A 19310-nucleotide genomic window follows, 5' to 3' on the forward strand; every position below is an offset into this window, starting at 1 on the left:
CACTGTGGAATCACGTAACGGGCCCCGTTGCCCTCTGAAGCGGGGACGATATCGCCATCGAGTGTGCACAAAGCTATAGCGTTCGCTAGGACGTAATGCGAATCACGTTGATTCTTATGAGAACCTCAAGTGCGGCATCAAGGTCGCTCCACAGGTCCTCGACGTCCTCCAGGCCGACCGAGACGCGCACCAGTTTGGGGCTGATTCCGCAGGCCAGGCGGTCTGCGTCGGGTACGAGCCGGTGGGTCAGCGCGGCGGGTCGCTCCACCAGGGAATCGACCGAACCGAGGCTCACCGCATGGGTGAAAAGGCGGAGTTCGGCCAACATCGCATCCGATTCTTCGAATGTCTCGAAGGAGAGCACCGCGCCGGGCCCTCGGAGCTGTCGGCCCAGCACCCCGTGCGGATCGGAACCGGCCAGTCCCGGATAATGGACGGCCGACACGGCCGGGTGAACGCTGAGCCTGGCGGCCAGTTCGGCGGCGGTGCGCTGGGCCGCCTCCACCCGCAGCGGCAGCGTGGCCAGGCCGCGGTGCAGCAGGTAGGCCGACATCGGGTGCAGCAGCGCGCCGGTGGCGATGCGCAGGCTCCGGATGGCCGCGGCCTGCTCGGCGGGGGCGGCCACGATGCCACCCATGGCGTCGCCGTGCCCGCCGAGGTACTTGGTGGCCGAGTGCAGCACGTAGGTGGCGCCGTGCGCGGCCGGGTTCTGCAGCACCGGGGTGGCGAAGGTGTTGTCCACCAGCACCGGCACCTTCCCGGCGGCGGCGACCAGGGCGTCCAGGTCCACCAGGTCCAGGGTCGGGTTGGCCGGGGTCTCGGCGATGACCAGGCCGGTGTCCTGGCGGATCGCGGCGGCCACCTCGCCCGCGTCGGCGAAGGTGACCTCCACGCCGAGGATCCCGCTGGTCAGCAGGTGGTCGGTGCCGCCGTAGAGCGGGCGCAGCGCGACCACGTGCCGTCGTCCGGTGACCAGGCAGGCGGCCTGCACGGTGGCGACCAGGGCGGCCATGCCGCTGCCGAAGGCGACCGCGTCCGGCAGGCCCTCCAGTTCGGCCAGCGCGCGCTCGAAGCGGGACACGGTCGGGTTGATCAGCCGCCCGTACACCGGCGAACCGGCCGCCGGGGCGCCCTCGGCCAGTTCCAGCAGGGCGCGTTCGCCGGAGTCGGCGTCGGTGAGCGGGTAGGTGGTGGACAGGTCGATCGGCAGGGCGTGCACGCCCAGGGCGGTCAACTCGTCCCGGCCGGCGTGCACGGCTCGGGTGTGGATGCTGCGCATGGGCCGAATCGTGAAGCAATCGTCGGCGTCTCTGGGTAGATTACGAATCCTGTTCGGCGAAGTGGGGTGAGGTCCGTGCTGGATGCGGTGGACGCGGCCATCGTGCAGGAGTTGCAGAACGACGCTCGGCTGCCCAACAAGGACCTGGCCGCGCTGGTGAACCTGGCGCCGTCGACCTGCCTGGTCCGGCACCGGGCGCTGCGGGAGCGCGGGGTGCTCACCGGGTACCGGGCCGAGGTGGACCTGGCCGAGCTGGGCAGGCCGGTGCAGGCGATGATCGCGGTGCGGGTGCGCCCGCACACCAGGGCGATCGTGCAGCCCTTCATCGACTTCGTGCTGTCCCTGCCGGAGACCGTGGCGCTGTCCCATGTGGCCGGTCCGGACGATTTCCTGGTGCACGTGGCGGTGGCCGACACCGCGCACCTGCAACGACTGGTGCTGGACTCCTTCACCACCCGCAAGGAGGTCGCCCAGTTGCAGACGCACCTGGTCTTCGAGCACATCCGCAAGCGGGCGGTGCCGCCGGCGGAGGGCGCCCTGCTGGGGTGACGTGCGGGCGTTTCGCACGTGGCCGGGCCTGGTACCGGCTACGGTGCTCGCCGTGTCAGCACCACAGGATCCGGTCCAGCCGCCGTCGCAGGACCCAGCGCCGTACTCCCCGGCCCCGTACACCCCGGCCACCGCGGAGCCCCACTACCCCGCACCGGCGGAACCGCAGTATCCGGTCGCGCCCGAGCCGCAGTACCCGGTGGCCCCGGAGGTGCAGTACCCGGTCACGCCGGAGGCGCAGTATCCGGCGCAGTACCAGCAGCCGATGAGTTACCAGGACTCCGGCGGCTACCAGAAGGCCGGCTACCCGGGCTACCCGCAGGGCTACCCCGGTGGCTACCAGCAGGGCTATCCGCAGGCGTACCCGCAGCAGAAGACCAACGGGATGTCGGTGGCCGCGCTGGTCTGCGGGATCATCCCGTTCTTCATCCTGCCGGTGCTGGGCATCATCTTCGGCGCGGTGGCGCTCAACCAGATCAAGCAGACCGGCGACCAGGGCCGGGGCATGGCACTGGCCGGGCTGGTCGTGGGCTGCGTCTGGGTCGGGTTGTTCCTGTTGTTCTTCCTGATCCCGTTGCTCTTCGTCGGCTCGGTGCCGTTCCTGGTGCGCTGAGCGCGGAGCCGGGCTGGGTGGATCCGGTTTGCCTAGAGTGTCGCGGGTAGTGGAAAGTTCGCTCCGTGACAGATCAGCCGAAGCCGGAGCAGCCGGGCCAGCCCGAGCAGCCGGGGCAGCCCGAGCAGCCGCAGCCCAGTCCGGCGCAGTTCTACCCGTCGGCGCCGCCGCCTCCGCCGGAGGCGCCAGCCGGCTACCCGCAGCCGTACCCGGCCTACGGTCAGGCGCCGGTTCCCGGCAACACCAACGGGTTCGCCATCGCCGCGCTGGTGCTGGGCATCATCCCGGGCATCATCACCAACGTGCTCGCGGTGATCTTCGGGCTGGTCTCGCTGAACCAGATCAAGCAGCGGGCCGACCGCGGCAAGGGCCTGGCCATCGCAGGCATCGTGGTGGCCGGGGTCTGGCTGGCCCTGTGGGCGACGCTGATCGCGGTCGCGATCAACACCGGGGCCACCCGGAACGAGGCCGGTCAGGTCGTGGACTCCGGTCGGCTCAGCGTGTTCAAGCTGAACGTGGGCGACTGCTTCGACGGGGTCAAGGAGGGCAAGGCGATCACCTCGGTGACCGCGCAGCCCTGCGACAAGCCGCACGAGGCCGAGGTCATGGACCGCTTCCCGATGCCGGCCGCGCCGGAGTACCCGGGTGAGGCGAAGGTGACCAGCGACGTGGAGACCGAGTGCAGCGAACGCCTGGAAGGCATGCTGCCCCCGGCCACCCTGGAGAAGCTGGAGCTGTACTACTTCTACCCGACGGCTTCCTCCTGGCGGACCGGTGACCGGACCGCGGTGTGCGTGGTGACCGGGCAGAAGGGCACCAAGCTGACCGAGAAGGTCGCCAAGCGCTAGGGATTCCGGCCAGCACTACGGGATTCCGGCCAGCCGGAGTCCGGCGGCGGTGCCCGCGGCGAGCAGCACGACCACCGCGAACGGCAGCTTCCGCCACGCGGCCAGGGCCCCGACCAGCACTCCCGCTGGTCGGGCCCAGCCGCTGAAGACCTGCCCGTCCAGCACGGCCTGGGTGAGCACCAGTGCGGAGAGCAGCGCGATCGCGGCCAGGGCCAGTCCGCGTTGCAGTTTCTCGGAGATCTCCAGGCGGTCGCGCAGGAACGGTCCGGCGGCGCGTAAGGCGTAGGTCCCGCCCGCGAGGATCAGGATCGTCGTGAGTGTCATGCCGTCTTGCCTTTCCACTTCGGCACGGGCAGCGCGGCGGCCAGGCCGAGCAGGCCCAGCAGCACGGGCAGGCCGGCCGGCAGCAGGGGTGCGGTGGCCACCGCGATCACCCCGCCCAGGATCGCCACCCGGCGCGGGGTCTTGTCCGCCAGCTGCGGCAGGATCAGTGCGAACATGCCGGCCGGGAAGACCGCGTCCAGGCCGAAGTCCTTGGGATCGCCCACCGCCGAGCCGATCAGCGCGCCGATCAGCGTGCCGGAGTTCCAGGTGACGAACGCGGCGATGCTGGCCGCCCAGTAGACCGCGCGGGCCCGTTCGGCGTCCTTCTGCGCCAGCGCGAAGGCCACGGACTGGTCGATCATCAGGTAGCTGCCCAGGAGCCGGCTATACCAGCGGCGCCCGAAAACCCCGCCCACGGCCAGCCCGAACGGCAGCAGCCGCGCGTTGACCAGCAACCCGGCCAGCACCGTGGCCAGCGGCCCTGCACCCGCCGCGGCCACGCCGACCGCGGTGAACTGGGCGCCGCCGGCGAAGACCAGCACGGACATCGCCACGGCCAGCCACACGGACAGCCCGGAGGTCACCGCGACCGCCCCGAAGGACATCCCCATCATGCCGCCGGTCAGGGCGGCGGCACTCACGTCACGGATGAGTGCGGAGTCAAGTGTTCGCCATATCGAACGCATCGACGCCTATACTGAACACACTAAGGTGCGTTCGTCAACGCGAATACAAAGACCGCTGGAGCGAACACCATGACCGACGCCCGCCCCGGCGGCGCCCCCCTGCGCACCATCGCGGCCAACCTGCGCCGCGAACGCGACCGCACCGGCCTCACCCTGACCGAACTGGCCAAACGGGCGGGCATCGCCAAGTCCACGCTGTCCCAGCTGGAGTCGGCGAGCGGGAACCCGAGCGTGGAGACGCTGTGGGCACTGGGGGTGGCACTGGGGGTGCCGTTCTCACGGTTGGTGGAGCCGCCGGTGGCGCAGGTGCGGGTGATCCGGGCCGGGGAGGGGCCGGGGGTGACCTCGGAGCAGGCGGCGTTCGTGGGGACGTTGCTGTCGGCCTGTCCGCCGGGGGCGCGGCGGGATATCTACGTGATCACGATGGAGCCGGGGCAGGCTCGGTTGGCTGATCCGCATATCCCGGGGTCCATCGAGCACGCGGTGGTGAGTAGCGGGCGGTTGCGGTGTGGGCCGGCGGAGAGTTCGGTGGAGTTGGAGGTTGGGGATTACGCGGCTTTTCCGGGGGATGCGCCGCATGTGTATGAGGCTTTGGCGGCGGGGACGTCTTTCGTGCTGGTGATGGAGCACGTCTGATCCCCAGAGCAGCCCGCGTGTTGGCCGTTGTCGTACGGAGTGTTGGCCGTTGTTGTACGGCGTGTTGGCCGTTGTGGGCGGGTTGCGGCAAGAGCGAGGATCAAGGGCGAAGAGCAGTGCTCGGTGCGGTGAAGGGCCGGAGGTAGGGGCTGGGGTTGTGCTCCACGAACTCGCTGGGTGTGAAGGGCCTGGCGTCGGCGGGCGGAGTGGCTACGACGGCAGCGGAGCGGTGATTGAGGGCCGCGGCCGTGGTTGACGGCCAGCGGTTGGTTTCGACGCGGGCGATAATGGTTTCGACCGAGGCCACGACTTCACCGGGGGTGAAGTCGCAGTGTCCGGGAGCGTCGACATACGCCTGGCGCAGCAGCGAATCGTTGCCGGTCTCGCGAACGGCGGTGCGGTAGGCCTGCTCAGCCGTGACGGGAACCAGTCCGTCGCCGATGGTGTGGATGTTGAGCTGTGGCTTACGCAACCGCCCGGTCAGTGAGCCATAGCGCGTCATGTACTCCTTGGCCGCCGGTACCGCGGAGACGCGCTGCCCTGATGCCAGCAGCCCCAGATCGCTGCCGAGGGAAATGCCTGCGCGACGGTAGAGCGTTTCGACACTCCGGTAGTTGGCCGAGCGACGTAGCAGCGAGGCGTAGTCGACGCCCGTGTTCCAGGACATGCTTCCACCAGCCCACTGCTCGGCGTCGGCGCGGAGCAGGAACTGCGCGGTGAACACCTGACCGGACAGGGCGGCCGCCTGGTTCTTCGCGATGGCTTCGACGTCGCGCGGATCCGGCTTGGCCTGGCCGATCGTGTTGTGGGCCGGCACGTCGTACAGGGCCGCCGCGAGCGCGATCCGGGCAAGCCCCTGCGGAGTCTTCTGCGCCTGGTCGACCAACTGACCGAACGTCTTGCCGTACTCAAGACCCTTCGCGGTGGTCCCGATGTCCACCAACGGGACGGTCGAGCCCGGCGCGACCAGGGTCTTGAAGGCGTAGGTGGCGTCCAGGGCCGCGTTCCACTCGGCCACACCTCCCATGACCAGTCCACACATCGCCAGCGATCCGTCGATGACGTCAGGGTGCGCTTCGGCGATGGCCGTCGTCACCAGGCCACCCATCGACTCTCCCCAGGCGATGCTCCGCCGGGGCTTGCCGAACTGACGCTCGAACGTCGCCAAGGTGGCGATCTGATCGGGTACGGCGTCCTGGATCACCCAGCCGTGGTCGGCATACGAAGAGCCGATCAGGGCGTACCCGCGACTCAGCAGCACCTGCGCGTCACCGTTGCCGACCGCGTTCTTCGAGGGGTTGGGGATGCCGAGACCGGCCGGGTTGATCCCGTGGCTGAACAGCAGCACGGTCCCGTTCCACCGTTGCGGGACATCCATGACGTACGTCGCCCCGGAGCGCAGTGATCCGGTCAGGTGACGGGCCGCCACCTCCTGGGCAGCCGCCGCCGCGGTCGACTCGCCCGTGACGGCGACCTGGGCTCCGCCGACTGCCAGCGACAGGGCCAGCGCACTGACGGCCAACCGCCTGCCGGAGCCGAAGAACCGGCTCTCCCTCGATCCCATGGCCTGGGCCTCCTCGATTAAACGGAGATTAACCTCCGATTCAAGTCAAGAGTAGCGGCCACCTCGCCCCGGGGCCACCCAGGGCGCCGCCCGGCCCCGGGCGAGGTCCGGCGGCGGCGCTTCTCGCTCGACCCTGGGTGCGCGGCCTCGTGCTATCTTTAAGTGGAGATTGATCTCCGGTTGACGGTAGCGATAGCCGGGGATCGCCGTTCGAAGACAAGGAACACTGGGATGTCACCATCACGCGCCCCCCTCACCTGGTTCGTCACCGGCGCGTCGCGGGGCCTTGGGTTTCACTGGGTCACTGCCGCCTTGGCGCGCGGTGACCAGGTTGCCGCCACGTCACGGAGTGCCGCGTCGCTCGAGCCCCTGGTCGCCAAGTTCGGTGAGCAGGTTCTGGCCCTTGAGTTCGATGTCGCCGACGCCGCGGCGGCCAAGCAGGCGATCCATGCCGCCGAGGATCACTTCGACGGGATCGACGTGCTCGTCAACAATGCGGGTCAGGCTCTGCTGGGGACGGTGGAGGAGGTCTCCGAGGAGCAGGCTCGGGCCCAGTACGAGGTGAACTTCTTCGGGCCGCTGTGGACGACGCGGGCGGCATTGCCCGGTATGCGGGCCCAGGGTCACGGGCGCGTCATCCAGGTTTCGTCGTACGGCGGTCTGGTGGCGTACCCGACCATGGGGCTCTACCACTCGTCCAAGTGGGCGCTGGAGGCCATGAGTCAGGCGCTCGCGGCCGAGGTCGCCGGTCAGGGTATCCACGTGACGCTGGTCGAGCCCTTGACGTTCGCGACAGAACTCGGTGCCAAGGCTCCGGCGGTCGAGCCGATGCCCGAGTACGACGCGGTGCGCCAGGGGCTCATGGCCGGTGCGGCGGACAGCCCGTTCGTGACGGGCGATCCGGCCGCCACCGCGGCGGCCATCCTCGCGATCGTCGACGCGCCGGAGCCGCCGCTGCGGGTGCTGTTCGGTGTCAACGGCATCGAGCCGATGCGAGCGGAGTACGCGAGCAGGATCGCGGAGTTCGAGAAGTGGGATCACATCGCTCGGCTGGCGCAAGGTGCGGGACCTGCCGGGCAGTAGGCGCCGGTCGCCGGGAGCGGCACCTCGGAAGCGCCGCTCCCCCGCGGCTCCGCGGGATGTGCTTCGCCGATCATCAGCCGCCGCGCCGCCCGGTCACCCGGTCCGCGGCACCGGCGGCCAGGCGGGGCGGGTGATCTCGGCCGCCCGGTCGAGCGCCGCGACGATGTCAGCCGGCAGCGGTCCGGCTTCGGCAGCGGCGAGCCGCCAAGGGGTTGCAGGCGTGGAAGCGGATGTCGTGCCGGCGAAGCTCCGGCAGGAGTTCGGGCTCGACGGCGCGGCTGATCGCGTTGTAGAGACCCAGCTCGTCGAACGCCCCCTGCTCGTGCAACCGCGCACCCGCGCCGGATCGTCGATGCGGACACCGCGGCCGCGATAGCCGAACGTCATGGTGCCCAAGATGATCCGCGCGACGGGATCGTGGTCCATGGTCACTCCTCCGGAGCAGCCCGAGCCGCGGAGCAGCTCGAGCCGATACGGAGATTCATCTCCGCTTATCTCGGGTTAGCCTACTGGAGATGCTTCTCCGGTAACTGCTCCACCCGAAGGGGGACGCGCGTGCGCAGCGATGCCGCCCAGAACCGTCAGGCGCTTGTCGATGCGGCGCTGAGACTGTTCAACGAGCGTGGGCTCACGCCTACTCTCGACGAGGTCGCACGCGCGGCGGGGGTCGGCGTCGGTACCGCCTATCGCCATTTCCCGAACAAGACGGCACTGGCATTCGCCGCTCTGGAAGCATCGTTGGAGTCGATGCTGCAGGCTGCCGAGGCGGCGGCCTTGATGCCGGACGGCTGGGCAGGGCTGGCCGAGTTCTTCGAGGTCACGATCGAGCCGCAGGCGACCCAGCAGGTCCTCCGGGATGTGCTGGCCACTGATCCGGAGTCGGCGCCGATGCTGGAGGTGCATCGCCGGATCGGCGACAGCCTGGGCACGCTACTGGCGAAGGCGAGGAAGCAGGGCTCCATCCGCGAGGATGTGGTGGTTTCCGACCTCGCGGTGCTGGCCACCCTGCTGGGTGAGGTCGTGCGGCTGTTCGGTCCCGTGGCGCCGGAACTCTGGCGGCGATTCTTGCCGCTGCTTCTCGACGGGCTCAGGCCGGGATCGACGACCGCACTGCCGGTCGGGCCCTTGACCAAGGAAGACTTCATCGCCGGCATGGCGGCGCAAGCACGTGCCGCGGATGCGCGGCGCCCAGGCCCGAAGCGCCGGGGCGCCAAACAGCCGTCCTCCTGACAGCCCGCGATCCGGTGGTGGGCAGGCGGCCCACCACCGGATCGCGCTGGAATCCGAGGCGAAACGGCCCCAAGGCCGGTCGGCTACCAGCCTCGGGTGGCGAGGCGCTGGGAGTCGGGGAGGTCGGAGATGTTGATGCCGACCATGGCCTCGCCCAGGCCGCGGGAGACCTTGGCGATGACGTCGGGGTCGTCGTGGAAGGTGGTGGCCTTGACGATGGCCTCGGCGCGCTTGGCGGGGTCGCCGGACTTGAAGATGCCGGAGCCGACGAAGACGCCCTCGGCGCCGAGCTGCATCATCATGGCGGCGTCCGCCGGGGTGGCGATGCCGCCCGCGGTGAACAGGACCACGGGGAGTTTGCCGAGCTGGGCGATTTCCTTGACCAGCTCGTACGGGGCGCGCAGTTCCTTGGCGGCGACGAAGAGTTCCGGCTCGTCGAGCAGGGTGAGCTTGCGGATGTCGGCGCGGATCTGGCGCATGTGCCGGGTCGCCTCGACCACGTTGCCGGTGCCGGCCTCGCCCTTGGAGCGGATCATGGCCGCGCCCTCGCTGATGCGGCGCAGGGCCTCGCCCAGGTTGGTGGCGCCGCAGACGAACGGGACGGTGTAGTCCCACTTGTCGATGTGGTGGGCCTCGTCGGCGGGGGTCAGCACCTCGGACTCGTCGATGTAGTCCACGCCGATCGACTGCAGGACCTGGGCCTCGGCGAAGTGGCCGATGCGGGCCTTGGCCATCACCGGGATGGACACGGCGGCGATGATGCCGTCGATCATGTCCGGGTCGCTCATCCGGGCGACGCCGCCCTGGACCCGGATGTCGGCGGGGACCCGCTCCAGGGCCATCACCGCGACGGCGCCGGCGTCCTCGGCGATCTTGGCCTGTTCCGGGGTGACCACGTCCATGATCACGCCGCCCTTGAGCATCTCGGCCATACCGCGCTTGACCCGCGCGGTGCCGACGGCCTGGATGTCACTGGAGGTCACTGGTGTCCTGCCCAACTGTGCTCTGAAGTGGGAAAACCCACTCCGGTGGATGACTGGGAACCACATGCTACGTCCGCGCGCGGCCCCTCAAAGTGGCCAATTCCGCGCGATTTGAGCAGGCCAGTTACCCGCGTCACCCCACTGCCCCGGATGGTGGCTCAGCCTGCGCCGAACCGCCAGCGGGTCATGCTCTCCCCGTCCCGCGCCCAGCCGAAGACCACCCGCGGCCGCACCAGGTACGCCGGGCCGCCCTGACCGCCCTCCCCGGCCAACCGGCCGTCGGCCAGGTGCAGGGGCCAGCGGTACTTCTCGCGCAGGGCCTCGGCCAGGCGGAGCAGGTCCAGCTGGGCGGTGACCAGGGCGGCCTCGCCCTCCACGATGACCACCTCGTCGCCGCTTTCCAGGTGCACGCTGATCTCCCGGCTCACTGCCAGGTTGCGCACCGCGGCCGAGCCGGTCACGAAGCAGAAACCCGCAGGTAGCCACACCCCCCACACCGGCCGGGTGTGCGGTCGCCTGCCCGCGCCGGCGGTGGCGATCCAGTAGTTGCGGGCGTCCTCCAGGCGGTAGCGGGCCCAGTCCCAGTCGAGCAGGTGCGCGCCGGTGGCCCGGACACCGCCGCGGCTGGGCCGGGAGGTGCGCGGACGGGGCAGCGGGGTCAGCAGCTCACTCATCACCGCAATTAGTACTCCCGGATGGTGCGCGCGCCCTGGGGTGGACGCCACCAGGGCATCGGGTGTGAGATCGGACACATCCAACGCGCGGTCGGATCAGGCCGGCCGTTCGGGAGGTGGAAGTCCCATGGGCACCAAGCACTCGGACAACGGCCATGCCGGCGGCCAGGTCGCTGTAGCCGACCCCACCAAGGTGCGCAACGTCGTGCTGGTCGGACCGTCGGGTTCCGGGAAGACCACGCTCACCGAGGCGTTGCTGGCGGCGGCGGGGGTGATCAACCGCACCGGCTCGGTCACCGAGGGGACCACGGTGTGCGACCACGATCCGGCGGCGGTGCGGCAGCAGCGCTCGGTCGGGCTGTCGGTGGCCCCGTTCATGCACCGCGAGGTCAAGGTCAACCTGATCGACACCCCCGGGTACGCCGATTTCGTCGGCGAGCTGCGCGCCGGTTTACGCGCCGCCGACGCCGCGTTGTTCGTGGTGTGCGCGGCTGAGGGGGTTGACGCGGCCACGGTGGCGCTGTGGCAGGAGTGCGCCGCGGTGGGCATGCCGCGCGCGGTGGTCATCGCCCGCTGCGACCACCAGCGCGCCGACATCGGCGCCGAGATCACCGCCTGCCGGGACGCTTTCGGCGACGGTGTGCTGCCGCTGTACCTGCCGCTGCGCACCGGCGGCCGGCTGTCCGGGCTGGTCGGGTTGATCACCGGGACGCCGCCGGCGGCGATGGCCGAGGAGTTCGCGGCGGCCAGGGACACCCTGATCGAGGGGATCATCGCCGAGAGCGAGGACGAGTCCCTGCTGGAGCGCTACCTGGAGGGCGGGGACCTCGACCAGGGCGTGCTGATCGCCGATCTGGAGACCGCGGTGGCGCGGGGCTCCTTCCACCCGGTGATCCCGGTCTGCGCCACCACCGGCCTGGGCGTGCCGGAGTTGCTGGAGATGCTGACCAGGGCCTTCCCCTCCCCCGCCGAGCACGAGCCGCCCGAGGTGACCGGCACCGACGGCATCCCGCGCCCGCGCCTGGCCGCCGACCCGGACGGGCCACTGGTGGCCGAGGTGGTGCGCACCGCGGTGGACTCCTATGTCGGCCGGGTCTCCCTGGTGCGGGTGTTCTCCGGGACGTTGCGGCCGGAGCGGCCGGTGCACATCTCCGGGCACGGCATGGCCGAGCGCGGGCACGAGGACCACGACAACGACGAGCGGGTGGCGCACGTCTACTCCCCGCTGGGCGCGACCCTGCGCGAGGTGCCCTATTGCGTGGCCGGGGACCTGTGCGCGCTGACCAAGCTCACCTCGGCCGAGACCGGGGACACCGTGTCCGCGCCGGAGGATCCGCTGCTGGTGCGCCCGTGGGACATGCCGGAGCCGCTGCTGCCGGTGGCGGTGCTGGCCCGCACCCGCAGCGATGAGGACACCCTGGCGCGCAACCTGGCCAAGCTCGCCGCGAGCGATCCGACGCTGCGGCTGGAGCGCAACGCCGAGACGCACCAGCTGGTGCTGTGGTGCATGGGCGAGGCGCACGCCGATGTGGTGCTGCAGCGGCTGCGGGCCGGGGGCGCGGAGGTGGACACCGAGGACGTGCGGGTGCCGCTGCGGGAGACCTTCGCCAAGGCGGGCAAGGGACACGGGCGGCATGTGAAGCAGTCCGGCGGGCACGGCCAGTACGCGGTGTGCGATCTGGTGATCGAGCCGCTGCCGCGCGGGTCCGGGCTGGAGTTCGTGGACCGGGTGGTCGGCGGTTCGGTGCCGCACCAGTTCATCCCGAGCGTGGAGAAGGGCGTGCGGGCCCAGATGGCCAGGGGCCTGCAGGCCGGGTATCCGGTGGTGGACCTGCGGGTGAGCCTGGTCGACGGCAAGGCGCACAGCGTGGACTCCTCCGACGCGGCCTTCCAGACCGCGGCCTCACTGGCGATGAAGGAGGCGGCCGCCGCGGCCGGGATCGCGTTGCTGGAACCCCTGGACGAGGTCGCGGTGCTGCTGCCCGACGACCACCTGGGCACCGTGCTGGGTGACCTGTCCGGCCGTCGCGGCCGGGTGCTGGGCACCGAGGCTGCCGGGTCGGGGCGGACGCTGGTGCGCGCGGAGGTGCCGTGCGTGGAGTTGTTGCGCTACGCCATCGATCTGCGTTCGCTGACCTCGGGCACCGCGACCTTCACCCGCCGTTTCGTGCGCTACGACCCGCTGCCGGAGGCCATCGCCGCCAAACTCTGACTCCCGCCCCGAGGTATGGACAGATGTCCCTGGTTCGGCGCTGCCGCCGTGGGTAGCGTCGGGCCATGGGGGACAACGAGTTCACGCTGCCCGCCGGCGAGTCCGTTCGCTGGCGTGGGCGGCCGGGGAAGTTCCTGGTGCTGCGCGGGTTCGACCTGCCGGTGCTGATCATCACCACGCTCGGCGCGCTGGGCTTCCTGGCGGGCGTGGTGGGCGCGGTGTGGACGCAGTCGATCTTCATGATCACGGGCCCGGCCGGCGCACTGGGCTTGTTGTTCCTGGGCCCGTTCCAGCTCTTCCGCCGGGCGCGGGAGCTGCGTGCCACGGAGTACCTGCTCACCGACCGGCGGGTGCTGGCGGTCTGCACCGCGGGTGGGCGGCTGCGGACCTGGCAGCTCACGCTCGGCCCGGAGGACCCCGATCCCCGGCTGGCGCGGTCCTCGCGATCCGGTCAGCGGTCAGGCACGGTGGTGTTCGGCCGCGACGGCGACCACTGGCTGCCGTTCGGGTTCTCCCCGTACACCGAGAAGCCCTTGGTACTGCACGAGATCGAGTACCCGGAGCAGGTGTGCGGGCTGATCGTGGCGGCCTGGCACGCGCGGTCGGGACCGGCCGGCGCGGCCTGGTAGACCGCTGCGAGCGCTCCGGCCACCTGGGTCCGGTCGTAGGTGCAGGCGGGCAGGTCGCCGGTGCGCGCGGTTGCTGGTTGATCTGGTGTCCGGGCTGCCGATGCTGGTCGCGCCGCACCGAGTACATCGGCACCGACTACCGGGTGGCCGAGCCGCGGCTGCGCCGGGACGGTCCGAAGGCGGTGCTGGACCTCCCGCTCCGGCAGGTCACGCGGCTGCACGCGATCGAGCGGCCGGAACAGGTGCTGGCGATCATCGAGGCGGCCTCGCGGCGGAAGGCGGCGCCCTGATCACCGGGCCAGCCGGGCCACGTCCCGCTGGCGGGCCGGGGCGTTGAGCGCGCTCCGGTAGACCTCCTCGATCCGCCCGGCCACCTCGGTCCAGTCGTACCGCCGCACGCGGATCCGTCCGGCGGCCGCCAACCGCGCCCGTCGGGCCGGATCGGCCAGCAACGCGGCGAGTTTCGCTGCCAGCGCGACGGAATCCCCGACCGGGAAGGTCTCCCCCGCGCCGCCCAGCACCTCCCGGAAAGCCGTCAGATCACTGGCGAGCACGGGGGCGCCGGCGGCCATGGCCTCGGTGAGGACCATGCCGAAGCTCTCGCCGCCGAGGTTGGGCGCGCAGTAGAGGTCCAGGCCGCGGAGCAGGCGGGCCTTGGTCGGGTCGTCGATGTGGCCGAGGTGGGTGATGCGGGCGGACAGGGCCGGTCCGGCGGCGCGGTGCAGGGCTGACGGGTCGCCGGTGCCCGCGATGACCAGGTTCAGATCGGGGTGGGTGGGCAGTAGGTGGCGGGCGGCGGACAGCAGGACGGGCAGGCCCTTGCGGGGTTCGTCGTAGCGGCCGAGGAAGCCGATCGCGCCGGGTGGCAGCGGTAGCGGGGTGGCGGTGGCGAAGCGGGTGGCGTCGACGCCGTTGGGGATCTCGATCATGCCGGGGGTGCTGCGGGCGGTGGCGGAGACGGCGATCCGGGTGGTGACGCGGCGCAGCAATGGCCGCAGCAGCGGGTTGCCTGCGGCCGGGGAGCTGGTGTGGAAGGTGGCCACCACGGGGCAGTCGGCCTGGGTGAGGGCGAGCAGGGACAGGCTGGGGGCGGCGGGTTCGTGCAGGTGCAGGACGTCGGGGCGGTGGGTGCGCAGCCAGCGGCGGACCCGGTGCAGGGCGCGCGGGCCGAAGGCGAGGCGGGCGACGGAGCCGTTGTAGGGGATGCCGAACGCGCCGCCAGCCGGGGTGACGTAGTCGGGCAGGTCGGCGTGCCGGGCGGGGGCGAGCACGGCGACCCGGTGGCCGCGCGCGCGGAGTTCGCGGGCCAGGTCGAGCACGTGGGTCTGCACGCCGCCGGGCACGTCGAAGGAGTACGGGCAGACCAGGCCGATCCTCACCGCCGGCCGGTCCACACCGGGTGCAGCATGTGCCAGTCGGCGGGGTGCCGGGCCAGGTCGGCGGCGAAGACCTCGGCCAGTCGCTGGGTGGTCTCGGCGACGCCGGTGACCGGCAGTGGCGGGTGGAACCGCAGGCCCCAGCCGTGCCGGGTGAACCAGGTGGCGGCGGGCAGCAGCGCGGCGCCGGTGCGTGCGGCCAGGTGCGCGGGTCCGCCGGGCAGCAGGGCGGGGGCGCCGAAGAAGGTGACCGGCACGCCCGCGCCGGTGAGCACCCGGTCGGCGAGCAGGCAGACGATCCGGTTGGCGCGCAGGCGGTCCAGGAGCAGCCGGCCCGGTGGCGGGCCGCCGGTGAGCGGGAGGATCTCGAAGCCGAGGGCTTCGCGGTGGGCGGTGAAGCGGCGGTACAGGGATTCGGGGCGCAGGCGTTCGGCGACGGTGGTGAACCGGCCGGCGTGGCCGGTCAGCCACACCCCGGCGATGTCCCAGTTGCCGCTGTGCGGCATGGCCAGCACCACGCCGCGGCCGGCGGCCAGGGCGGCGTCGAGGTGGTGGACGCCGGTGGTGGCGACCCGGCGGCGGAGGGCGGTCAGGTCCTGGGCCGGCAGGCGGAAGGTCTCGGCCCAGTAGCGGCCGTAGGAGCGCAGGCCGGCGCGGACGGTGGCGTCCAGGCGGTCCGGGGGCACGATCCGGGCCAGGTTGGCGCGCAGCCGGTGGCCGGGGCCGCGGTGGGTGGCGCATTGGGCGGCGGTGGCGAACAGGTGCCGGGCGAGGGGGTCGGGCAGGGCGCGGGTGAGTCGCCAGGCCGCCGCGTAACCGGTGTCCAGGAGCCGGTCGCGGGCAGCGGTCACGGAGTCGCCTTGGCGCTGCGGTAGACCGCGTGCAGCCGTTGGGCGACGGTGAGCAGGGACAGCGCGGCCAGGGACCACAGCGCGATGTCCAGGGCGTAGGGCACGTCCAGGCCGGTGAGGCCGGTGCCGACCAGGGCCAGGATGAGTCGTTCGGCGCGTTCGACCAGGCCGCCGTCGGCGGAGAGTCCGGTGGCCTCGGCGCGGGCCTTGACGTAGGAGATGACCTGTGCGGTGACCAGGCACAACAGTGCCGCGGCGCCCAGTGCCCGGTCGTGTGCCTCGACAAAGGCCCACCAGGCGATGGCGGCGAACAGGGCGCCGTCGGCGATCCGGTCGCAGCTGGCGTCCAGGACCGCGCCGAAGCGGGTGCCGTTGCCCTGGGCGCGGGCCATCGCGCCGTCGATGAGGTCGAACAGGGTGAAGACGGTGACCACCAGGGTGCCCACCAGCAGCTGGCCGCGCGGCAGGAACCACAGTGCGGAGAGCACCGTCCCCGCGGTGCCGAAGACGGTGATCGCGTTGGGGGTCAGCCCGCGGCGCAGCAGCCAGGACCCGACCGGATCGGTGACGCGCGAGACCGACGCGCGGGCGAAGATGTTCAGCATCGGCTGTTCGGCATCGACTTTCGGTGACCCCGTGGGCAACAAAGAACCTGGTGACGCCAGCCTAACCGGCCGGTAGCCCAGGCACCCGCGGTGGCTAGCCGACCTCGTTCCAGGCCCCGGCGAGCAACTCCCTGGTCTCGCCGAGCAGCTGCGGCAGCACCTTGGTGTGCGCGACCACCGGCATGAAGTTGGCGTCCCCGCCCCAGCGCGGCACCACGTGCTGGTGCAGGTGCGCGGCGATGCCGGCCCCGGCCACGGTGCCCTGGTTCATGCCGATGTTGAAGCCGTGCGGGGCGGCGGCGTGCCGGATCGCCCGCATGGCGCGCTGGGTGAACTCGGCGAACTCGATCGTCTCGGCCGGGTCCAGGTCGGTGTAGTCGGGGATGTGCCGGTAGGGCAGCACCATCAGGTGGCCGGGGTTGTACGGGTAGAGGTTGAGCACCGCGAACACCAGCCTGCCGCGGGCGATGACCAGGCCGTTCGGGTCGTCCAGCTCGGTGACCTGGCAGAACGGGCAGCCCGTCGACTCGGAGTCGGCCGGCTTGCCCTCACCGCGGATGTAGGCCATCCGGTGCGGGGTCCACAACCGCTGCAACGGGTCGGGGATCCCGATGCCCTCCTGCTCGTCCAGCTCCGGCTCGCCCATGAAATCGATCCTAGGGGGCGGAGTCGATCACGGTGACCGTGCCCTGGCCGCCGTCGACCCGGACCCGGTCCCCGGTGCGCAGCCTGGTGGTGGCGTCGCCGCAGCCCACCACGGCGGGGATGCCGAGTTCGCGGGCGACGATGGCGGCGTGCGAGAGCGGGGCGCCGATGTCGGTGACCACGGCGGCGGCGCGCGGGAACAGCGGGGTCCAGCCGATGTTGGTCACCGTGGTCACCAGGATCTCCCCCGGTTGCAGCCGGGCGCCGTCCTCGACCGTGTGCAGGAGCCGGACCAGGCCCTCCACCACGCCCGCGACGCCGCCGAAGCCGCGGACCAGGTCGTCAGGGGCTGGCGCGGGGGTGGCGGTGGCGTCGTGGCGGTCGGTGCGGCGGTGTGGGTCGGCGGCCCAGGTGTCCGGGTCGAAGTGGCCGCGCAGCAGGGTCGGGTACAGCGGCAGGGCGCGGTAGTGCTCGTGTGCGGCGCGGCGGGCCGGGACGGCGGTCAGGGGTGCGGGGTCGCCGTGCAGGACGCGCACGGTCTCCTCGATGGCCAGGTAGAACAGGTCGTCGCCGTGGCCGGTCAGTTCGCCGGCCCTGATCAGGAAGGCGCGGAAGATCCAGAACAGCCGGGCGAACTCGGAGCGGGCCTGTTCCCGGCGGCGGGCGGCGCGGGCGGCCTGGTCCAGCTTGGGCCACAGCTTGGCGGCCTGCTTCGGATGCTGGGTCTGGAGGCGGTGCCAGGCGGCCTGGCGGAGCTGGGCCTGGCGGGCGAGCAGGGTGGAGGGGTCCTGTTCGCCGGTGCCGAGGGTGCGGAGCTGTGCCTCGATCCAGGCCGGGGTTTCGGCGGGGCGTGGGATCGAGACCTCGAACTCGTCGGGGCCGCGGTGGCCCCAGGCGGCGGCGTAGGCGTCCCGGTCGAGCCGGCCGGCGCGCAGTTCGGCCAGGCCGAGCACCGGGCCGAGGCTGGCCAGGTCGCCGCCCGCGCCGTGCGCGCCGCTGAGCAGCGCGGTCACCTCGCCGGGGTCGACGAGTTTCTCCAGGCGGGTGCGGACCCGGGTCTGGTCCAGGGCGACGGTGCGGGCGGCGGCGGAGAGCAGGTGCGCGTCCACCCGCAGTACGTGGTCGAGTTCGGTGTCCCAGAGCCGGGCCAGCTCGGCCGGTTCGTCGGTTTTGCCGATGCGTTCGCGCAGGTCGCGGCTTCGTTCCTGGCCGGTGGCGAGCAGGTCGGGCAGGCGGCGGCGCAGGGTGCGGGCGGTGCCGAGTTCGCTGATGGCGGTGCGCAGGGCCAGCCGGATCAGGGTGAGCCGGGAGGTGGGCAGTCTGGGCAGGTCCTCGCCGATGCGGCCCCACAGGTTCTCGTTGGCGCGGCGCAGGAATCGGCCGGCGCCCACCGCGTCGGCCAGGCCGAGGCTGAGGCTGATGTTGAGGTAGAAGCGGCCGCCGATGTTGCCGTTCATCGGGTGCCCGCCGAGGGAGCTGACCGAGACCGCGCGGACCAGGGACCAGGTGGCCGGGGTCATCACGCTGGGGATGGCCTCGCCGAGGTTGGCCGAGGTCCACAGGTAGTCGCCGAGCCGGGAGTCGTTCCAGGTCTCGCGGACCACGGTGGTGATCGGGCGGGCCTGCAGGATGGCGAAGCGGCCGTCGTGCCAGGCCCATTCGATGTCGGTGGGGCGGCGGTAGAGCTGGTGGATCCGGTGGCCGAGGGCGGCGAGTTCCAGGGCCTGGGGGTTGGTGAGGACGGGAAGCCAGCGCAGGTCGGTTGGCACGGGTTCGTCGCGGGTGCCCCTGGACGTGCGCACGGTGCGGACGGTCTTGTCGGCGACCTCGCGGGTGGTGACGGTGTCGTCGGTGATCACGTAGGTGTCCGGGGTGACCTGGCCGCCGACCACGGCTTCGCCGAGCCCCCAGGCGGCGTTGATCACGAGTTCGTCCTGGGCGCCGGTGATCGGGTTGGCGGTGAAGAGCACGCCCGCGGAGTCGGCGGGCACGAGTTCCTGGACGACCACGGCCAGGGCGAGGTCGCCGGTGATGCCGTGCCGGGCGCGGTAGCCGATGGCGCGGGCGGTCCAGAGCGAGGCCCAGCAGCGGCGCACGGCGTCCAGGAGGGCTTCCTCGCCGGTGATGTTGAGGAAGGAGTCCTGCTGACCGGCGAAGGAGAGGCCGGGGAGGTCCTCGGCGGTGGCCGAGGAGCGGACGGCGACGGCGGGGCTGCCGAGGTCGGCGTAGGCGGCCAGGATCGCGGTGGCGGTGCTCGCGGGGAAGGGGGCGCGGGCGAAGGCGGCGGCGATGGTGGCTGAGGCGTCCTCGGGCTCGGTGGTCAGGGCTTGGTGGATCAGGGCGGTCAGGGGGCCCGCGGTGAAGTCGCGGTAGGCGGTGGTGGTGATGTGGAAGCCGGGTGGGACCGGGATGCCCGCTCTGACCAGGGCGGAGAGGGATTCGCCCTTGCCGCCCGCGGTCGTCAGGTCTGCCTGTTCGGCACCCAACGGCAATACCAAGCCAACGCTCATGGCTATATGTTGC

At 71.7% G+C, this 19310-nt stretch carries 21 protein-coding genes; 9 read left to right on the forward strand and 12 right to left on the reverse strand.

Annotated elements, in window-relative coordinates; genetic code table 11:
• Positions 1 to 85: 85 nt before the first annotated feature.
• Positions 86 to 1279 carry a trans-sulfuration enzyme family protein gene (locus HNR67_RS35650; RefSeq protein ID WP_185007164.1) on the reverse strand — a complete coding sequence of 398 codons (1194 nt, stop codon included), beginning with the start codon at positions 1277 to 1279 and terminating at the stop codon, positions 86 to 88.
• A gap of 75 nt (positions 1280 to 1354) precedes the next feature.
• Between HNR67_RS35650 and HNR67_RS35655 the strand changes: the two genes are divergently transcribed.
• The 3 genes from HNR67_RS35655 to HNR67_RS35665 all read left to right on the forward strand — a co-directional run bounded on the left by HNR67_RS35655 (position 1355) and on the right by HNR67_RS35665 (position 3289).
• Positions 1355 to 1828: an Lrp/AsnC family transcriptional regulator gene (locus HNR67_RS35655; protein WP_407645158.1), complete on the forward strand. Its 474-nt coding sequence runs from the start codon at positions 1355 to 1357 to the stop codon at positions 1826 to 1828.
• Between the two features lie 52 nt (positions 1829 to 1880).
• Entirely contained in the window at positions 1881 to 2441 is a 561-nt protein-coding gene (locus HNR67_RS46495) for a DUF4190 domain-containing protein (RefSeq protein ID WP_185007168.1), read from the forward strand.
• Positions 2442 to 2506: 65 nt separating this feature from the next.
• Positions 2507 to 3289: a DUF4190 domain-containing protein gene (locus tag HNR67_RS35665; RefSeq protein WP_185007170.1), complete on the forward strand. Its 783-nt coding sequence runs from the start codon at positions 2507 to 2509 to the stop codon at positions 3287 to 3289.
• A gap of 15 nt (positions 3290 to 3304) precedes the next feature.
• Here the strand turns inward: HNR67_RS35665 and HNR67_RS35670 are convergent, their stop codons facing one another.
• Entirely contained in the window at positions 3305 to 3613 is a 309-nt protein-coding gene (locus HNR67_RS35670; RefSeq protein ID WP_185007172.1) for an AzlD domain-containing protein, read from the reverse strand.
• Positions 3610 to 4254: an AzlC family ABC transporter permease gene (locus tag HNR67_RS35675; protein ID WP_312988801.1), complete on the reverse strand. Its 645-nt coding sequence runs from the start codon at positions 4252 to 4254 to the stop codon at positions 3610 to 3612. The genes HNR67_RS35670 and HNR67_RS35675 overlap by 4 nt, the downstream gene beginning before the upstream one ends.
• Before the next feature lie 114 nt (positions 4255 to 4368).
• Between HNR67_RS35675 and HNR67_RS35680 the strand changes: the two genes are divergently transcribed.
• Positions 4369 to 4935: a helix-turn-helix domain-containing protein gene (locus HNR67_RS35680; RefSeq protein WP_185007176.1), complete on the forward strand. Its 567-nt coding sequence runs from the start codon at positions 4369 to 4371 to the stop codon at positions 4933 to 4935.
• A gap of 100 nt (positions 4936 to 5035) precedes the next feature.
• On the opposite strand, the gene HNR67_RS35685 is transcribed toward HNR67_RS35680, so the two are convergent.
• Positions 5036 to 6499, reverse strand: a complete 1464-nt coding sequence (locus tag HNR67_RS35685; RefSeq protein ID WP_185007178.1) for an alpha/beta hydrolase family protein — start codon at positions 6497 to 6499, stop codon at positions 5036 to 5038.
• A 231-nt stretch (positions 6500 to 6730) separates the two neighbouring features.
• Between HNR67_RS35685 and HNR67_RS35690 the strand changes: the two genes are divergently transcribed.
• The gene (locus HNR67_RS35690) at positions 6731 to 7582 is read left to right on the forward strand and encodes an SDR family NAD(P)-dependent oxidoreductase (RefSeq protein WP_185007180.1); all 852 of its coding nucleotides are present in this window, start codon (positions 6731 to 6733) and stop codon (positions 7580 to 7582) included.
• Between the two features lie 93 nt (positions 7583 to 7675).
• Here the strand turns inward: HNR67_RS35690 and HNR67_RS35695 are convergent, their stop codons facing one another.
• Entirely contained in the window at positions 7676 to 8008 is a 333-nt protein-coding gene (locus tag HNR67_RS35695) for a hypothetical protein (protein ID WP_185007182.1), read from the reverse strand.
• A 129-nt stretch (positions 8009 to 8137) separates the two neighbouring features.
• On the opposite strand from HNR67_RS35695, the gene HNR67_RS35700 reads away from it, so the two are divergent.
• Entirely contained in the window at positions 8138 to 8812 is a 675-nt protein-coding gene (locus HNR67_RS35700) for a TetR/AcrR family transcriptional regulator (RefSeq protein WP_185007185.1), read from the forward strand.
• An 83-nt stretch (positions 8813 to 8895) separates the two neighbouring features.
• Here the strand turns inward: HNR67_RS35700 and pdxS are convergent, their stop codons facing one another.
• Together pdxS and HNR67_RS35710 are read right to left on the reverse strand one after the other, a co-directional pair.
• The gene (pdxS, locus tag HNR67_RS35705; RefSeq protein ID WP_312988804.1) at positions 8896 to 9795 is read right to left on the reverse strand and encodes a pyridoxal 5'-phosphate synthase lyase subunit PdxS; all 900 of its coding nucleotides are present in this window, start codon (positions 9793 to 9795) and stop codon (positions 8896 to 8898) included.
• A gap of 158 nt (positions 9796 to 9953) precedes the next feature.
• Positions 9954 to 10469 carry a pyridoxamine 5'-phosphate oxidase family protein gene (locus HNR67_RS35710; RefSeq protein WP_185007189.1) on the reverse strand — a complete coding sequence of 172 codons (516 nt, stop codon included), beginning with the start codon at positions 10467 to 10469 and terminating at the stop codon, positions 9954 to 9956.
• Between the two features lie 127 nt (positions 10470 to 10596).
• On the opposite strand from HNR67_RS35710, the gene HNR67_RS35715 reads away from it, so the two are divergent.
• The 3 genes from HNR67_RS35715 to HNR67_RS35725 all read left to right on the forward strand — a co-directional run bounded on the left by HNR67_RS35715 (position 10597) and on the right by HNR67_RS35725 (position 13600).
• Entirely contained in the window at positions 10597 to 12681 is a 2085-nt protein-coding gene (locus tag HNR67_RS35715; RefSeq protein ID WP_185007191.1) for an elongation factor G-like protein EF-G2, read from the forward strand.
• Positions 12682 to 12746: 65 nt separating this feature from the next.
• The gene (locus HNR67_RS35720) at positions 12747 to 13310 is read left to right on the forward strand and encodes a hypothetical protein (RefSeq protein ID WP_185007193.1); all 564 of its coding nucleotides are present in this window, start codon (positions 12747 to 12749) and stop codon (positions 13308 to 13310) included.
• 77 nt (positions 13311 to 13387) lie between these two features.
• Positions 13388 to 13600 carry a hypothetical protein gene (locus HNR67_RS35725; protein ID WP_185007195.1) on the forward strand — a complete coding sequence of 71 codons (213 nt, stop codon included), beginning with the start codon at positions 13388 to 13390 and terminating at the stop codon, positions 13598 to 13600.
• Here HNR67_RS35725 and HNR67_RS35730 read toward each other — a convergent pair whose 3' ends face one another.
• The 5 genes from HNR67_RS35730 to HNR67_RS35750 all read right to left on the reverse strand — a co-directional run bounded on the left by HNR67_RS35730 (position 13601) and on the right by HNR67_RS35750 (position 19297).
• Positions 13601 to 14689, reverse strand: a complete 1089-nt coding sequence (locus HNR67_RS35730; RefSeq protein ID WP_185007197.1) for a glycosyltransferase family 4 protein — start codon at positions 14687 to 14689, stop codon at positions 13601 to 13603.
• The gene (locus HNR67_RS35735; protein ID WP_185007199.1) at positions 14686 to 15537 is read right to left on the reverse strand and encodes a phosphatidylinositol mannoside acyltransferase; all 852 of its coding nucleotides are present in this window, start codon (positions 15535 to 15537) and stop codon (positions 14686 to 14688) included. The genes HNR67_RS35730 and HNR67_RS35735 overlap by 4 nt, the downstream gene beginning before the upstream one ends.
• A complete protein-coding gene (pgsA, locus tag HNR67_RS35740; protein WP_185007201.1) occupies positions 15534 to 16142 on the reverse strand; it encodes a phosphatidylinositol phosphate synthase in 609 nt (202 codons plus the stop codon). Before pgsA ends, HNR67_RS35735 begins: the two co-directional genes overlap by 4 nt.
• Positions 16143 to 16236: 94 nt before the next feature.
• Positions 16237 to 16788: an HIT family protein gene (locus HNR67_RS35745; RefSeq protein WP_185007202.1), complete on the reverse strand. Its 552-nt coding sequence runs from the start codon at positions 16786 to 16788 to the stop codon at positions 16237 to 16239.
• Between the two features lie 10 nt (positions 16789 to 16798).
• Complete coding sequence (locus HNR67_RS35750) at positions 16799 to 19297, reverse strand: PEP/pyruvate-binding domain-containing protein (protein WP_185007204.1); 2499 nt, start codon at positions 19295 to 19297, stop codon at positions 16799 to 16801.
• Positions 19298 to 19310: the final 13 nt, after the last annotated feature.

The organism is Crossiella cryophila (assembly GCF_014204915.1).
GTDB classification, from domain to species: domain Bacteria; phylum Actinomycetota; class Actinomycetes; order Mycobacteriales; family Pseudonocardiaceae; genus Crossiella; species Crossiella cryophila.

Coding starts and splice junctions, on each gene's coding strand:
- HNR67_RS35685 (WP_185007178.1), bottom strand. CDS start 6,499: ATGGGATCGAGGGAGAGCCGGTTCTTCGGCTCCGGCAGGCGGTTGGCC.
- HNR67_RS35670 (WP_185007172.1), bottom strand. CDS start 3,613: ATGACACTCACGACGATCCTGATCCTCGCGGGCGGGACCTACGCCTTA.
- HNR67_RS35745 (WP_185007202.1), bottom strand. CDS start 16,788: ATGGGCGAGCCGGAGCTGGACGAGCAGGAGGGCATCGGGATCCCCGAC.
- pgsA (WP_185007201.1), bottom strand. CDS start 16,142: ATGCTGAACATCTTCGCCCGCGCGTCGGTCTCGCGCGTCACCGATCCG.
- HNR67_RS35650 (WP_185007164.1), bottom strand. CDS start 1,279: ATGCGCAGCATCCACACCCGAGCCGTGCACGCCGGCCGGGACGAGTTG.
- HNR67_RS35695 (WP_185007182.1), bottom strand. CDS start 8,008: ATGGACCACGATCCCGTCGCGCGGATCATCTTGGGCACCATGACGTTC.
- HNR67_RS35750 (WP_185007204.1), bottom strand. CDS start 19,297: ATGAGCGTTGGCTTGGTATTGCCGTTGGGTGCCGAACAGGCAGACCTG.
- HNR67_RS35720 (WP_185007193.1), top strand. CDS start 12,747: ATGGGGGACAACGAGTTCACGCTGCCCGCCGGCGAGTCCGTTCGCTGG.
- HNR67_RS35715 (WP_185007191.1), top strand. CDS start 10,597: ATGGGCACCAAGCACTCGGACAACGGCCATGCCGGCGGCCAGGTCGCT.
- HNR67_RS35710 (WP_185007189.1), bottom strand. CDS start 10,469: ATGAGTGAGCTGCTGACCCCGCTGCCCCGTCCGCGCACCTCCCGGCCC.
- HNR67_RS35680 (WP_185007176.1), top strand. CDS start 4,369: ATGACCGACGCCCGCCCCGGCGGCGCCCCCCTGCGCACCATCGCGGCC.
- HNR67_RS35690 (WP_185007180.1), top strand. CDS start 6,731: ATGTCACCATCACGCGCCCCCCTCACCTGGTTCGTCACCGGCGCGTCG.